This is a genomic window from Paenisporosarcina sp. P4_E4_2, assembly GCF_056401595.1.
In genome coordinates, this window is the sequence record NZ_JBFUJC010000049.1 from 1 (window position 1) to 15,475 (window position 15,475).

At 39.7% G+C, this 15,475-nt stretch carries 15 protein-coding genes, 2 pseudogenes and 1 riboswitch; all 17 genes and pseudogenes read right to left on the reverse strand.

Annotation, left to right across the window (positions count from 1 at the left end):
- Nucleotides 1-140: 140 nt before the first annotated feature.
- Nucleotides 141-1,538, reverse strand: a complete 1,398-nt coding sequence (gene sufB, locus AC1DSB_RS05985) for a Fe-S cluster assembly protein SufB (protein ID WP_016429032.1) — start codon at nucleotides 1,536-1,538, stop codon at nucleotides 141-143.
- 18 nt (nucleotides 1,539-1,556) lie between these two features.
- Entirely contained in the window at nucleotides 1,557-1,994 is a 438-nt protein-coding gene (gene sufU / locus AC1DSB_RS05990; protein WP_477547431.1) for a Fe-S cluster assembly sulfur transfer protein SufU, read from the reverse strand.
- Nucleotides 1,984-3,125: pseudogene (locus AC1DSB_RS05995) on the reverse strand (cysteine desulfurase). The gene sufU and the pseudogene AC1DSB_RS05995 overlap by 11 nt, the downstream one beginning before the upstream one ends.
- Nucleotides 3,125-4,429 carry a Fe-S cluster assembly protein SufD gene (gene sufD, locus AC1DSB_RS06000; protein WP_477586094.1) on the reverse strand — a complete coding sequence of 435 codons (1,305 nt, stop codon included), beginning with the start codon at nucleotides 4,427-4,429 and terminating at the stop codon, nucleotides 3,125-3,127. The pseudogene AC1DSB_RS05995 and the gene sufD overlap by 1 nt, the downstream one beginning before the upstream one ends.
- A 15-nt stretch (nucleotides 4,430-4,444) precedes the next feature.
- Nucleotides 4,445-5,224, reverse strand: a complete 780-nt coding sequence (sufC, locus tag AC1DSB_RS06005) for a Fe-S cluster assembly ATPase SufC (RefSeq protein ID WP_477532168.1) — start codon at nucleotides 5,222-5,224, stop codon at nucleotides 4,445-4,447.
- A gap of 298 nt (nucleotides 5,225-5,522) precedes the next feature.
- A complete protein-coding gene (locus AC1DSB_RS06010; RefSeq protein WP_477586096.1) occupies nucleotides 5,523-5,672 on the reverse strand; it encodes a YuzK family famiily protein in 150 nt (49 codons plus the stop codon).
- Between the two features lie 354 nt (nucleotides 5,673-6,026).
- Entirely contained in the window at nucleotides 6,027-6,557 is a 531-nt protein-coding gene (locus tag AC1DSB_RS06015) for a hypothetical protein (protein WP_477532170.1), read from the reverse strand.
- A gap of 463 nt (nucleotides 6,558-7,020) precedes the next feature.
- A complete protein-coding gene (locus tag AC1DSB_RS06020; RefSeq protein WP_477532171.1) occupies nucleotides 7,021-7,845 on the reverse strand; it encodes a MetQ/NlpA family ABC transporter substrate-binding protein in 825 nt (274 codons plus the stop codon).
- Between the two features lie 53 nt (nucleotides 7,846-7,898).
- Nucleotides 7,899-8,567 carry a methionine ABC transporter permease gene (locus AC1DSB_RS06025; RefSeq protein WP_016429039.1) on the reverse strand — a complete coding sequence of 223 codons (669 nt, stop codon included), beginning with the start codon at nucleotides 8,565-8,567 and terminating at the stop codon, nucleotides 7,899-7,901.
- Nucleotides 8,560-9,585, reverse strand: coding sequence for a methionine ABC transporter ATP-binding protein (locus AC1DSB_RS06030; protein ID WP_477532172.1), 1,026 nt, complete (start codon nucleotides 9,583-9,585; stop codon nucleotides 8,560-8,562). The genes AC1DSB_RS06025 and AC1DSB_RS06030 overlap by 8 nt, the downstream gene beginning before the upstream one ends.
- Before the next feature lie 250 nt (nucleotides 9,586-9,835).
- Nucleotides 9,836-9,943: riboswitch (SAM riboswitch) on the reverse strand.
- A 57-nt stretch (nucleotides 9,944-10,000) separates the two neighbouring features.
- Nucleotides 10,001-10,309, reverse strand: a complete 309-nt coding sequence (locus tag AC1DSB_RS06035) for a thioredoxin family protein (RefSeq protein ID WP_477532173.1) — start codon at nucleotides 10,307-10,309, stop codon at nucleotides 10,001-10,003.
- Between the two features lie 12 nt (nucleotides 10,310-10,321).
- A complete protein-coding gene (locus tag AC1DSB_RS06040) occupies nucleotides 10,322-10,663 on the reverse strand; it encodes a toprim domain-containing protein (RefSeq protein WP_016429042.1) in 342 nt (113 codons plus the stop codon).
- 187 nt (nucleotides 10,664-10,850) lie between these two features.
- Nucleotides 10,851-11,231: a glycine cleavage system protein GcvH gene (gcvH, locus tag AC1DSB_RS06045; RefSeq protein ID WP_016429043.1), complete on the reverse strand. Its 381-nt coding sequence runs from the start codon at nucleotides 11,229-11,231 to the stop codon at nucleotides 10,851-10,853.
- A gap of 74 nt (nucleotides 11,232-11,305) precedes the next feature.
- Nucleotides 11,306-11,665 (reverse strand): arsenate reductase family protein, encoded by a 360-nt coding sequence (locus tag AC1DSB_RS06050; RefSeq protein WP_477532174.1) that lies wholly within the window; start codon nucleotides 11,663-11,665, stop codon nucleotides 11,306-11,308.
- Nucleotides 11,666-11,939: 274 nt separating this feature from the next.
- Nucleotides 11,940-13,724 (reverse strand): acyl-CoA dehydrogenase family protein, encoded by a 1,785-nt coding sequence (locus AC1DSB_RS06055; RefSeq protein WP_477586099.1) that lies wholly within the window; start codon nucleotides 13,722-13,724, stop codon nucleotides 11,940-11,942.
- Between the two features lie 32 nt (nucleotides 13,725-13,756).
- Complete coding sequence (locus AC1DSB_RS06060; protein ID WP_477586100.1) at nucleotides 13,757-14,932, reverse strand: acetyl-CoA C-acetyltransferase; 1,176 nt, start codon at nucleotides 14,930-14,932, stop codon at nucleotides 13,757-13,759.
- A gap of 31 nt (nucleotides 14,933-14,963) precedes the next feature.
- Nucleotides 14,964-15,461 (reverse strand): annotated as a pseudogene (locus AC1DSB_RS06065) (3-hydroxyacyl-CoA dehydrogenase); the annotation flags it as partial.
- Nucleotides 15,462-15,475: the final 14 nt, after the last annotated feature.

Below are 15,475 nucleotides of genomic sequence, written 5' to 3' on the forward strand. Positions count from 1 at the left end.
CCCGTGAAGATAACCTACAAAAAAAACTGTAGACACTTGTAATGTGTCTACAGCTTTTTATCGTTCATAAAAATTTTCACTATTATCATACAGAATAATAGACGAATCACTCAAAAAGTGAGCACTACACAATTCGTTTATTACCCGATACTGCCTTCCATTTCGAACTTAATCAAACGGTTCATCTCAACCGCATATTCCATCGGTAATTCTTTTGTAAACGGTTCAATGAAGCCCATAACGATCATTTCAGTTGCTTCTTCCTGTGAAATGCCGCGGCTCATCAAGTAGAACAATTGCTCTTCAGATACTTTTGAAACTTTTGCTTCATGTTCCAAAGATACATTGTCGTTTAGGATTTCGTTGTATGGAATCGTATCTGATGTCGAAAGGTTATCCATGATCAATGTATCACACTCGATATTTGAACGGGCACCTGACGCTTTAGGACCGAATCGTACAACTCCGCGATAAGTCACTTTTCCGCCTTGTTTCGAAATTGATTTAGAAACAATTGTCGAAGACGTGTTTGGAGCCAAGTGAATCATTTTCGCACCTGCATCCTGATGTTGACCTTTACCAGCTAAAGCAATAGATAATGTCATACCACGTGCACCTTCACCTTTTAAGATGACAGCAGGGTATTTCATTGTTAATTTAGAACCGATATTTCCGTCAATCCATTCCATCGTAGCGTTTGCTTCACAAACTGCACGCTTTGTTACTAGGTTATACACATTGTTCGCCCAGTTTTGGATTGTCGTGTAACGGCAATATGCATCTTTTTTGATGATAATTTCTACAACCGCACTATGAAGTGAATTCGTCGTATAAACAGGAGCTGTACAGCCTTCTACATAATGTACGTGTGCGCCTTCATCAACAATAATAAGTGTACGTTCGAATTGACCCATGTTTTCTGAGTTAATTCGGAAATAAGCTTGTAGAGGCGTTTCAACTTTGATACCAGGTGGCACATAGATGAACGATCCACCTGACCATACAGCCGAGTTCAATGCAGCAAACTTGTTATCCGAGTTTGGAATGACTGTACCCCAATGTTTTTTGAACAGTTCTTCGTTTTCACGAAGAGCAGATCCAGTATCTTTAAAGACGATACCCATATCTTCTAGTTCTTGTTTCATGTTGTGGTAAACCACTTCAGATTCGTATTGAGCAGATACACCAGCTAAATACTTTTGCTCTGCTTCAGGAATACCTAGTTTATCAAACGTACGTTTAATTTCTTCCGGCACTTCATCCCATGAAGTTTGAGTCGCTTCTGATGGTTTTACGTAATACGTAATTTCATCGAAATTAAGGGAAGATAAATCTCCACCCCATTGTGGCATTGGTTTTGCGTAGAACAACTCCAAAGATTTTAGACGGTAGTCTAACATCCATTGAGGTTCTTCTTTCATATTTGAAATTGTTTCAACGATTTCACGTGTCAGTCCACGTTTTGAACGGAAAATAGACACGTCTTTATCATGGAAACCATATTTGTAATCGCCGATTTCAGGCATTTTTTTAGCCATCATCTTTCCTCCGTTCTGTTACGAATGTGATTCGTTATCTACACCTTTTTCCATAGCTTTCCAAGCAAGGGTTGCACATTTGATACGTGCAGGAAACTTGGCTACACCAGAAAGAGCTTCGATATCACCTAAGTCGATAGAGTCATCATATTCTTTTCCAAGCATCATATCCGAGAAGATGGTGGATAGATTTAGCGCTTCATCCACCGGCTTGCCTTTTACAGCTTGCGTCATCATGGATGCGGAAGCCATGGAAATGGAACAACCTTCTCCATCAAACTTGGCATCTTGTACGACACCATCAGCTACTTGCAAAGTCAAATGAATACGGTCCCCACATGTAGGGTTATTCATATCGATTGTGACACTGTCCTCTAATGTCCCTTTATTGCGAGGCTTTTTGTAATGATCCATAATCACAGTTCTATAAAGTTGATCTAAATTATTAAAAGACATCGTTAAAATACTCCTTTGCCGTGGTAAGTCCAGCCACTAATCGGTCAATATCCTCTTCCGAATTGTAAACATAGAAACTTGCACGTGCAGTCGCTGTTACTTGCAGCCACTTCATTAATGGTTGTGCACAATGATGTCCCGCACGAACTGCAATTCCGTTCATATCGAGAACAGTCGCTACATCGTGTGGATGTACATCATCTAAATTGAAAGTAACAATTCCTGCTCTTTCTCCTGCATCTTTTGGACCATAAATTGTCAAACCGTTAATTGTAGACATGCGTTCCAACGCATAAGCAGCAAGTGCGTGCTCATGTTTTTCAATTTCATCGAGTCCGATTTCTTCCAGGAAATCGATAGCTGCGGCTAATCCGACCGCACCCGCAATAATCGGAGTTCCTCCTTCAAACTTCCAAGGAAGCTCTTTCCACGTTGAATCATATAGACCGGACCACACATTTTATGACCAGAGAAAGCAAAGAAATCGCAGTCCAGATCTTGCACATCGATACGTAGATGAGGTGCAGCTTGTGCACCATCGACTACCATGATTGCTCCATTTTCGTGAGCAATTTGTGTAATCTCTTTTATTGGATTCATTGTGCCAAGAACATTTGATACATACATAATTGAAACAATTTTCGTACGTGGGGTAACTGTTGCACGTACTTTATCCAAAGAAAGGGTACCGTCTTCTTCTAAATCTACGTATTTTAATACCGCACCTTTTTCCTTTGCTAATTGCTGCCATGGAATGATGTTTGAATGATGCTCCATGTAAGTAATGACGATTTCATCGCCTTCCTCAACATTTGCTCCACCATAACTTTGTGCGACCGTATTAATTGCAGTTGTTGTCCCACGCATGAAAATGACTTCCTGCGTAGACTTTGCAGAAATGAAGTTGCGCACTTTCTCACGCGCTCCTTCATAACTTTCAGTCGCTCGATTGCCAAGTGTATGAACACCGCGATGAACGTTTGAATTATCGAACTCATAATATTTTTTTAATGCTTCAATGACTTGAACAGGCTTTTGGGATGTCGCTGCACTATCAAGATAGACAAGCGGATTGCCGTTCACTTCTTGATTTAATATGGGAAAATAGCTTCGAATGTCTTTGCTGATCATTAGCGCACTTTCCTTTCAATTACCTCCGTCAGTTGCTTTTTAACGCCCTCGATTGGCAATACGTTTACAACTGGCGCAAGGAAACCATGAATTACTAGTCGTTCTGCATCTTGCTTCGAAATACCACGACTCATCAAATAGTAAAGTTGAAGTGGGTCTACACGACCTACGGAAGCTGCATGTCCTGCTGTAACATCATCTTCGTCAATCAATAGAATTGGGTTTGCATCCCCACGTGCTTTTTCATTTAACATCAAAACACGCGATTCTTGAACAGCATTTGATTTAGTTGCACCATATTCGATTTTGCCAATTCCGTTAAAAATAGAAGAAGCTTCATCTTTCATAACGCCGTGTTTCAAAATGTATCCTTCGGAGTGTTTGCCCCAATGAATGATTTTAGTCGTGAAGTTTTGCTTTTGTTTCCCGCGACCTACAACAACCATTTTAGTATCGCCATAAGATGCGTCACCCACCAAGTGTGTAACGTTCTCAGAAATTGTATCGCCGTCATTCATCAAACCAAGAGCCCACTCTATTCGTGCATTACGATTAACAATGCCTCGACGGTTAACATACGTTGTACCGCCTTTAGCAAGGACATCTACCGCACCATAAGTAATGCGGGCATTGTCTTCAGCAAATACTTCAGAAACAATGTTTACAAGTCCTGCTGATTCGGGAACAGTTGAAAGATAGTTTTCTACATAAGTTACTGAGCTATTCGCATCCGCCACTACAATTGTGTGGTTGAATAGAGAAGCTTGAGCATCGTCATGTAGGAAAACAACTTGAATTGGTTCAACGATTTCAACATTTTTCGGTACGTATACGAACACTCCACCATTTAACAACGCTGCATGTAAGCTAGCGAGCTTATGCTCGTCCGATTTCACACCGTTTGWCATGAAGTACTTTTGAACAAGATCGCTATGTTCACGTACAGCAGTAAAGATATCTGTAAAAATGACACCTTGTGCTGATAACTCATCAGAAATTTGTAAAAAAGCAGGTGTATTATTTCGTTGAATATAAACGCTTTTTTGATCATCATTTACAATGGCTTTCACTTCTTCCGGTAATTCGGCAAGTGAAGCAAATGGTTTGCTTTCAACAGCGTGAACTGGGAAGTTAGTGAAATTCCATTTATCGATTTTCGTTTTATCTGGTGTTGGCATAGGCAGATTTTCTGCCGCTAATAAAGCTTGTACACGATATTCAGCAAACCAAGACGGTTCTTGCTTCGCCGTTGAATAGGAGCGTACATCTTGTTCGGTTAATGCCAATTTTGTTTCAACCGTCATGTGTATGTCTCCTCCTTACGCTTCTTGACCTACAGTTTCGTCTTCAATTCCTAATTCTTCTTTAATCCAATCGTAACCTTGTGCTTCTAGTTTATGAGCAAGTTCCGCTCCACCAGATTTCACTACACGACCTTGCATCATTACATGTACATGATCAGGCGTGATGTAGTTCAATAAGCGTTGGTAATGAGTGATGATTAAACAACCGAAACCTTCGCCACGCATTTGGTTGATTCCTTTAGAAACAACTTTAAGTGCATCGATATCTAAACCAGAGTCAATCTCGTCAAGAATCGCAAATTTTGGTTGAAGCATCATTAATTGAAGAATTTCGTTACGTTTTTTCTCTCCGCCTGAGAAACCTTCATTTAAATAGCGTTGAGCCATATCTTGGTCCATTTCTAGATATTCCATTTTCGAATCAAGTTCACGGATGAATTTCATGATTGAAATTTCATCACCTTCTTCACGACGTGAGTTGATTGCTGAGCGTAAGAAGTCAGCATTCGTTACACCAGTGATTTCACTTGGGTATTGCATTGCTAAGAAAAGACCCGCTTGAGCGCGCTCATCTACTTCCATTTCCAGTACATCTTCACCGTCTAAAGTGACTGAACCAGAAGTTACTTCATATTTCGGGTGACCCATGATTGCTGAAGCTAAAGTAGATTTACCAGTACCATTTGGTCCCATGATTGCGTGAATTTCGTTTGTATTAAGTGTAAGGTTCAATCCTTTAAGAATCTCCTTACCATCAATGGCAACGTGAAGATCTTGAATAACTAAAGTCGACATTTTATAACCTCCATATTGTATAAATGAACGGAAAAACCCATTCTTAATTTATTATCATTCTAATCTTAACCGAATTATCGACCCCTTGCAAATCTTTTAAACGGCCTATTAATTTATATGAAAATCGTTTAACACAATTGAAATTAACTAATATCAGCACGATTTATCATATACTATCATTCACTGTTTTTCATTTTCAATAAAGCAAATCTAATTGAGAATCGATTTCACTAAGAAACGACAAAAAAAAGCCAATGAACCTAGGCTCACTGACTTTTGCTACTATTTATTATACTTCTCAATGTGCTTGACGCTCTAGACGAGCCGCGATTTGTTGGCCAATTTCATGATCATGTTCACGTTGCATTTCAACCCTAATTCGTATATCGGCGTCATTTTGATAATCAACCAATCCAACTCCATGTGCGCTTCTGAATGCTTGGTCCATACGTTCTGTGTAGGTAAAATCTAGTGATTGGATAGTGAATCATTCCTTTCAAATTTTCAACCTACTGTTGTAAGTTGTAATCCTTCACATTTGTATATATACCCACAGGTCAAACTTTTAAACAAAAACTCTCATAACTTTTGTTTTTGTTTTATAACAAAAGTATGTATCGATTCGTTTTCCACGGACTAACTGGTTAATCTCAGTACGTTGGCTTAGGCCTAACAAGCGGCAAGCGCATATGTACAATTTACAACGAGATTTTTAATCAGCTCAAAATAAAAAAAAGTTCGACCGAATTAACGGAAGAACTTTTTTGGAAAACATCCAACAAATCAAGCTATGATTTGTTTCTTATAAAGAAACTTCATTAAAAATACTTGAACCAACCAAACCGATTTCTTCAAGGACAGCATTTAACTCTTTGTCAGCTTCCTGGAATTTTGCATTTGCTTCATCTAATTGAACTTCGCCTTCAGAAGCTAACGCTTTTGATTTCATTGTGTAAGCTTCTTGAATTTTAGAAAGTGCGCTGTTAATTGCTTCTTGTTGCTTTGTTAAGGTTTTAGGAACTTCCAACGCCTCTACTTTTGCTGATGTATTGTCTGCAGAAGCTTTTGCTGCATCTTTCATCGTTTGAAGATCGGCACCTTCAGGAAGCGTAGCTTCACCCGCTGCATCTTCAAAAGCGTTTAAATCAGCATCAACCTCATTAATTGATTGAGAAATGGATAAATAAAACTTCATCATATCTGCTGCAGGATTAGCTTTTTCTTCAGTCTTTGCTGCTCCGTTTGTTGTTGTTTCCGGCTTTTCTTCTTTATCAGATGAACATGCCGCAAGAACGATTGTAAGTGAAGTAAGTAGTAGTAATAATTTTTTCATCATTGAATCTCCTTTATATGTAGTCAATTTGCATCATTATCCTACCATAACAATATTCCCAATGTAAAGGCTATACAAAATAGTCGGAACACATTGAAAATTATGATTCCAAAGAGCTACTTTCATTAGTTTTTTCACGTGAAAGTCGATTCACGATTAACATGGTGATGCCTCATCTCCATTTATATTTGTTGCCAATTCAAAACTATCCTGTGCTATGTAATGTACAATCATTAATATAATCATCGTTTGGATTAAATCCTAACTCGGTATGACACTCATTTAATTTGGAGTAAAATGAAATTTAATCGGCATTGTCTTGGATTTAATCGGCATCAAATACCATTTAATCGGTCTCACCCAATAATTCCTACAAAAAACAATCTTCAATTTACTGGGTGACTAAGTATCATCTTCCAAGAAATAGAAAAGACGCCGGTTTCCCGGCGTCCATAGGATTACTTTATTTAACTGGAACGACCGAACCGCCCCATTCATCTAAAATGAAATCTTGAATTTCTTTAGATTTCAATACTTCAACTAATGCTTTAATTTCTTTATTTTTTTCATTACCAGCTTTTACAGCAATGATATTTACGTATGGAGATTCTGAGTTTTCAATAGCGATTGAATCTTCCAATGGGTTCAACCCAGCGTCGATTGCGTAGTTTGAGTTGATTAACACCGCATCGCCTTCTTCATTTTCGTACATTTGTACAAGAAGTGCCGCTTCGTATTCTGCATCAAATTCCAAGTTCTTCGGATTGTCTACAATATCTTTTACTTCTGCTGTTGTCTTATCAATGCCTTCTTTTAATGTGATTAGACCCTCAGCTTCCAACATAGATAGGATACGACCATGGTCAGCAACTGAATTACTAATCAGTATCGTTGCTCCTTCAGGAAGTTCATCCAGAGACTTATATTTTTTTGAGTACACACCGATTGGCTCAATATGGATACCGCCAGCATTGGCAAAATCATAGCCATGATCGGCCATTTGAGCTTCGAAGTAAGGAATGTGCTGGAAGTAGTTTGCATCCAAATCGCCATTTTCCAAATCCTCATTCGGTAAAATGTAATCTTGGTAAGTTTCAATTTTAAGTTCAATACCTTTTTCTTCAAGCAACGGTTTTGCTTGTTCCAAAATTTCTGAATGGGGTATGTTAGATGCTCCCACTACAAGTTCTTTACTGTCTCCACCTGATGATGAGCCAGCTCCTCCTCCACATGCCGCTAGAGTGATTGCACTTGCCGATAATAAAATTCCTGCTACAAATTTCTTCATCATTTTCTCTCCCTTTTTTTGTTTATTTGATCGAGCTTTCACCCGAAAGCACCTTAACGTTTGTCTGTTTTTGTTGTGATCGAATCTCCCACCCATTGGATGATAAAGACAATTAGTAAAATGATAATTGTGGAAACAACTGTTACATCTCCCCTACTGCGTTGGAAGCCATCTAAAAATGCGAGTGTTCCAAGACCGCCCGCTCCAATAATTCCTGCCATCGCGGTATAACCTACAAGGGCAATTGCTGTAACGGTCAGTCCTGAGATTAATGCAGGCATGGACTCTGGAAGAAGCACTTTCCAAATGATTGTGGAAGTTTTAGCGCCCATTGAGCGAGCAGCTTCAATTACACCTTTATCTATTTCACGTAATGCAATCAGGACCATGCGGGCATAAAATGGTGCTGCACCTATGATTAGTGCCGGTAATGCAGCATTTGCCCCACGAATCGTACCGAGTAGGAATTTAGTAAACGGAATCAACAAAATAATTAAGATGATAAACGGGATGGATCTGAAAATATTAACGAACGCCCCTGTTAACCAGTACACTATTTTATTTGCCCATAATTGACGAGGGCTAGTTACAAACAGCAAAATTCCAAGTGCAAGTCCGATTATGAAAGTTAAAACGGTAGCCATTGAAGTCATATATAACGTTTCAAGTGTGGCTTCCCACATTTTTTCCCAATCCACATTCGGTAGAAGGTTTTCAATCATGTGAAATCACCTCCGTATGAACATCTTGTCCATGTAAATAATCAATCGCTTGATTGATGGCATTTGAATCGCCATCGATTTGTAAATATAACGTTCCATATGCACCATTTTGAGTTTGTGCGATATTCCCTTGAACGATGTTAACTTCTACTTGATATTGCTTAATTAATCTTGATAGAATCGGTTGCTCCGTTCTATCTCCGACAAAAACTAGTTTCACAAGCTTGCCTGAGGGATATTGCTCTACCAAATGAGCAATCGTCTGGCTGGCTGACTCCGGACCATTTACCTGGGCAACAAAACGTTTCGTAATGGGTTGTTCAGGAGTTTGGAATATTTGAAGTACACTTCCCATTTCAACCACTTTTCCAGCTTCCATGACTGCAACCCGATGACAAATTTTACGGATGACATGCATTTCATGTGTAATCAGGACAATTGTCAAACCCAACCGTTTGTTGATATCTACCAATAGTTCCAATATGGCATCTGTTGTTTCAGGGTCAAGTGCTGATGTCGCTTCATCACATAGCAGCACTTCAGGATTATTGGCAAGGGCACGTGCAATTCCTACCCGTTGCTTTTGACCGCCGGATAATTGGGAAGGGTATGCTTTCTCCCTGCCTGTCAATCCAACTAGTTCGATTAATTCTTTAACTCGTTCTGAACGTTGCGTTTTGCTAATCCCTGCAATTTCTAGTGGGAATGAGATATTTTCCTCGACTGTCCGCGACCATAGTAAGTTGAAATGTTGAAAAATCATGCTTACTTTTTGTCTTGCACTACGAAGATCCTGTCCTGAACTGGACGAGATTTCGTGTCCATTTACAGTGACACTACCTGAAGTAGGTTTTTCCAAGCCATTTAATAATCGGATCAAAGTACTTTTTCCTGCTCCACTGTAACCGATTATGCCAAAAATCTCGCCTTGATCAATCGTCACATTCACGTCATCTACCGCTATGAGTTGTCCATTACCGGTTTCAAACCGTTTTGATAAGTTTTTTAATTGAATCATATTCACTTCACCTCTGAATTTATACACCATTTTATTTGTTTTCTTTATCATGCATTTGCACTGGCTGCATGTTTCGCATGAGTCAAGAAGTTTAAAACCACTTACCTGCACTCAAGCATAACGCGCGCAAATAAACTCTTTCATTTCATTTAATATCAACATCATTTTATTGAAATATCCTAAAAAAATAAAAATCCCTTCCGCAGACAAGCAGAAGGGACTAATGCACAATTATATACGTTAGACCGTTCTCTCATCTTTCAAAGCGAATTCGCTTTGAGTGATTTGGCACCATTTCACAAATTGTGACGGTTGCCGGGCTTCATAGGGCACTTCCCTCAGCCTCTCTTTATAAGAGTTTACGATATTAAGTTTTTAGTTACGAATGATAATGTAACACGTTCAAATGCGAACGTCAATTTTTTTTTTGCAAACGATTATATAGATAGGGAACTGATTGAAAAGCATAAACTTTTTCAACTATTTGACCATTTTCCGCAATGAGTAAACAAGGGACGCTTTGGATTTGATAATCGACCGCTAAACTTTCTACATAGTTCAAGTTTGCTTTCCCTATTTGCAAATCTGGCAAAAGTTCTTCCACAACGTCCATCATTTTTGAGGCAACTTGGCAAGTTCCACACATGGGCGTATATAAATAATAAGCTGCCCTCTTTGCGTTTTGAGAATGATTTTCCCACTCCGCTCGCGTCCATTCTTTCATTGTATTCATCCTTTAGGCAATAAATTCCGCTTTAACATCGATATTCGCTCCGAGCAACACAGTCGCTAGAACTTTCATTGGTGTAGTCGCAACTTCTCGGTAGGCTGGATCAGTATATAAATGAAGTGCTTCGGGAAATTCACGTTTAATGAGCGCACGTAATTTCTCTCCGGACTTATCAGCATCGACAAATACATAAATCTCCAACTGATCGTAGGGGGCTAATATTTCTTCCAATCGCGTGGGGCTGACTGTTCCGTTCGTGCAGATAATTTCAACTGGCTCTGCAATAAGTCGCAGAATCCGCTGTTTATCTGATCGACCTTCTACAATTATGACTTTATCTATTGGCATGGGATCACTCCTGGCTGTACTGACATAAAAGATTGTTTAAAAAGTTTTCTTGAAACGGAGTCCATCAGGTTGCAACTCTTCCCGATCACAACCATTGCCACTCTTTTCAATATCCCGTTTTAAACTCGCTGTTATAATCGACATATGCAAAAAACGCCGAACAAATGTCGGCGTTCAACTAACGATATTACTCTTGTGTCATTTCTTCGTATTGCTCAGCCGTCATTAATGAGTCCACTTCAGACAAATCTGTAGGTTCTACAACGATCATCCATGCATTCTCGTATGGAGATTCATTCACGAATTCAGGACTGTCTTCCAATCCGCTGTTCACTTCAACTACTTTACCACTGATTGGTGCGTATAGCTCAGAAACTGTTTTAACAGATTCAACACTGCCAAATGGTTCGTTCGTTTTGATTTCGTCGCCTACTTGTGGAAGTTCTACGAATACAATATCACCAAGCTCAGATTGAGCGAAGTTAGTGATGCCGATGCGTGCTTTTCCATCTTCAACTTTAACCCATTCGTGTTCCTCAGAGTAGCGTAATTCTTTTGGTGTGCTCATTAATACCCCTCCAAATATGTAATATATTCAACTTCAGTTTGACATAATCTTTCCTTAAAAACAAGAACAGAAAATCAGCTTTTCCAATTCACAGTAAAATCCGACTCCTTAAAACCTACTGTGGCTTTCAAGCCGTCCGTCACAAGGGGTCTCTTAATGAGCATCCCGTCTGAAGCAAGCAATTCATATTGTTCTTCATCTGACATCGTCGGCAGTTTATCTTTTAAACCAAGCTCCCTGTATTTCATTCCACTCGTGTTATAAAACTTCTTAAGCGGCAACCCACTTGTCTCTACGATCTTTTTCAACTCTTCCTTTGAAGGGGGAGTTTCTACAATATGTACATCATGATACGTAAGACCTTCGGCATCCAACCATGCTTTAGCCTTTTTGCAAGTACTACATTTCGGATATCCATAATACGTAATAGCCATCATTAAACCTCCTTATCATCATTTTAACCAGTCTATCAAAAAATAAATCCGAACACCTCATCAGAAGCGTTCGGATTTTTTATTCTACGTTTTTCTTTGCGTCAATCAAATATTTTCACTTGTTTATTTCCAGTTTTGAAGGAAGTTCTCCTTAGGTTCATCGAAGAACCTATCGGTGATTTTTAGTATTAATAGTTTTCTTAAAATACAAACAAGGCGAAGTGGCAGAAGCACTTCGCCTTGTTCAATAATAGGGTCAAATATCGAAATTTTATTAAACTACGTATTTCACAGCGTCAATCAATTTAACCGAAGCTTCACGTTTTTTGGCAATTACATTATAAGGAGTAGAGCGAGTCAATTTACGCAGTGCAGAAAGCATCATGCGTAAGTTATCGCCTTCAACTGCAGCAATCAATGTTTCTTTCGCATCTTTTTCGATACATTCAAAAGCTTCCTGACAGAAGATTTGAGTGTATAGAAGTTTTTGGTTCGCTTTATCAACACCGTCACGCTGGATTGCTTTCTCTGAACGCAGAACAGCTGATTCCATTGCGAATAGATTGTTCACGATGTCCGCAATGTTTGTCAATACTTCTTGTTCAGTTTCAAGTTTTGTACCGTAACGTTGAGCCGCTAAACCTGCAGCTAGCAAGCCGATTTTTTTAGCATTTTGCACCAATACTTTTTCTTGAGCTAATGGTGCATCTTCAATTTCTTCTGGCATCATCATTAACAATTCTGATTGAAGCGCTTGTGCTTTTTGAAGAAGTGGAAGTTCACCTTTCATAGCTTTACGCAAGAACGTACCAGGTACCAGCAAACGATTGATTTCATTTGTGCCTTCGAAAATACGGTTAATGCGGGAGTCACGATAGATGCGCTCTACTTCATACTCTTGCATGAAGCCGTAACCGCCATGCAACTGAACTGCTTCATCCGCAATATAATCCAATACTTCTGTGCCGAACACTTTGTTGATTGAACATTCAATAGCATATTCCGCAATAGAAGCAGCAATAGCTTTGCCATCTTTTTGCTCTTCAGGACTCAATTGACTCATGCGGTCTTCAAAATAACCAACCGTACGATAAATCAAACTTTCCGAAGCATATAATTTGGATGCCATTGTTGAAAGCTTTTCTTTTGTTAAGTTGAAAGAAGAAATCGGTGTTTYAAATTGTTGACGTTGGTTCGAATAGGCAACAGCCAATTCAAAAGCACGTTTGGATGCACCAACTGTACCCACTCCCAATTTGTAACGACCAATATTCAAGATATTGAATGCAATAACGTGGCCACGGCCAACTTCCCCAAGTAAGTTTTCAACCGGCACTTGTGCATCCTGTAAAATTAAAGTACGTGTCGAAGAAGATTTAATCCCCATTTTCTTCTCTTCCGCGCCTACTGAAACGCCTGAGAATTCACGTTCTACGATGAAAGCAGAGAATTGTTCTCCGTCAATTTTTGCATACACAACAAATACATCCGCAAAACCAGCGTTTGTAATCCATTGTTTCTCTCCATTTAATACATAGTGCGTACCTTCTGCATTTAACTTGGCAGAAGTTTTAGCACCTAAAGCATCCGAACCTGAACCTGGCTCTGTTAGCGCGTAAGCGGCAATTAGTTCGCCAGTGGCGAGTTTAGGCAAATATTTTTGTTTTTGTTCTTCATWCCCAAAAAGTACAATTGGTAATGATCCAATTCCAACGTGTGCACCGTGAGTAATGGAGAAACCACCTGCACGCGACATTTTCTCTGCAATTAGTGCAGATGAAACTTTATCCAATGCCAGACCGCCGTATTCTTCAGGCACGTCTGCACCTAGTAAACCTAAGTCACCAGCTGATTTTAATAGTCTTACAGAATGCTCAAACTCATGATGTTCCAAGTTTTCAATGACTGGCACCACTTCATGTGTAACATAATCCTCTGTTGTTTTAGCAATCATTTTATGTTCATCTGTAAAGTCTTCCGGTGTAAAGACGCGATCAAGTGCTACATCTTCCACTAAAAAGCTTCCGCCTTTAATTACATTTGCAATCGTCTTCGTCATTTTGTTTCCCTCCTATTTTTTCAATAATTCTATTAAAGAATCTCAAATACGCCAGCTGCACCCATGCCTCCGCCGATACACATCGTGACAACGCCAAATTGCTTGCCTTGACGTTTTAATTCATGAATCATTTTCAGCGTTAAAATCGAACCTGTAGCACCAAGTGGATGTCCAAGTGCTATGGCACCACCATTGACATTCACTTTATTGATGTCGATTCCTAAATGACGAATTACTTGAATCGATTGCGATGCGAATGCTTCGTTCAATTCCCATAAATCAATGTCTTCAATTGAAAGACCCGCTAGCTTCAACGCTTTTGGAATCGCTACAATCGGTCCAATTCCCATGACTTCTGGTGGAACCCCGCCAACCGCAAATGATCGGAATTTAGCTAGTGGTTTTAGTCCTTGCGTTTCAGCTACTTCACGATCCATGACAAGCACTGCACCTGCACCATCAGAAGTTTGAGATGCATTTCCTGCAGTTACAGTCCCACGTGCGTTGAATACCGGACGAAGTTTTGCCAGAGTCTCCATGTTCGTCCCAACACGAACGCCTTCATCCATTTCGAACATGATTTTCTTTTCTTGTGGTTTGTTATTTTCATCAATATATCTTTTCAGAATTTCTACTGGTACAATTTCTGTTTTGTATTTACCTGCCGCGATGGCTGCAGCTGCAAGCTCATGTGAGCGTACAGCAAAAGCATCCTGGTCTTCGCGGGTAATGCCAAACTTCATTGCCACTTGTTCAGCAGTATGCCCCATCCCCATATAGTATTGAGGTGCTGTTTCTGCAAGTGTTGCGTTAGGACGAATTGTATTTCCCATCATCGGAACCATACTCATCGATTCAACACCACCTGCAATGATTGCTTCAGAGTGACCAAGCATAATGCGTTCTGCTGCATAAGCGATTGATTGCAGACCTGAAGAACAGAAGCGGTTGATAGTAATCGCTGGTGTTGTATCTGAAAGTCCTGCCAGTGCACCTATATTACGGGCAACGTTCATCCCCTGTTCCGCTTCAGGCATTGCACAGCCTAAAATCAAATCGTCAATCGGACCATCATAACCGCCCGCTCTTTTTAACGTTTCTTTTACAACCAATGCACCAAAGTCATCTGGTCTCACTGTTGCAAGGGAGCCTTTTTTCGCTTTCCCTACAGGTGTTCTGGCACCTGCTACAATAACTGCTTCGCGCATAAGTTCTCCTCCTCATTGCCGCTTCGTACGCTTAGTTACGAAGTGGCTTTCCTTTCACTAACATGTGCTGCATTCTCGCTTGAGATTTTGGTTCAGCTACTAAACTTAAAAATGCTTCACGTTCTAAATCGAGCAAATATTGTTCATCGACCAAAGTACCGTAAGGCACTTTTCCTCCTGCTAGCACGTAGGCTAATTTCTTCGCAATTTTTAAATCATGATCGCTGATGAAACCTGAAAGGAACATTCCTTCAGCTCCAAGTAACAGCGTTGCATATCCTGACTCGCCGGTTACCGGTACTTTTTTACGAAGAGGTGCTTTGTAGTTGTTTTCATATAGCGAAAGTGCAACTTGTTTCGCATCATAGATTAAGTGATCAGCATTTACACTGATACCGTCTGCAAAGTTCAGGAAGTTATTTTCACGTGCTTCTTCGGCAGATGTCGATACTTTTGCCATGGCAATTGTTTCAAACACTTTGTTTGCCACGTACTGATAATCGACATGAACACCCGTTGGTAAGCCTTTTTAGTGTTTCATAT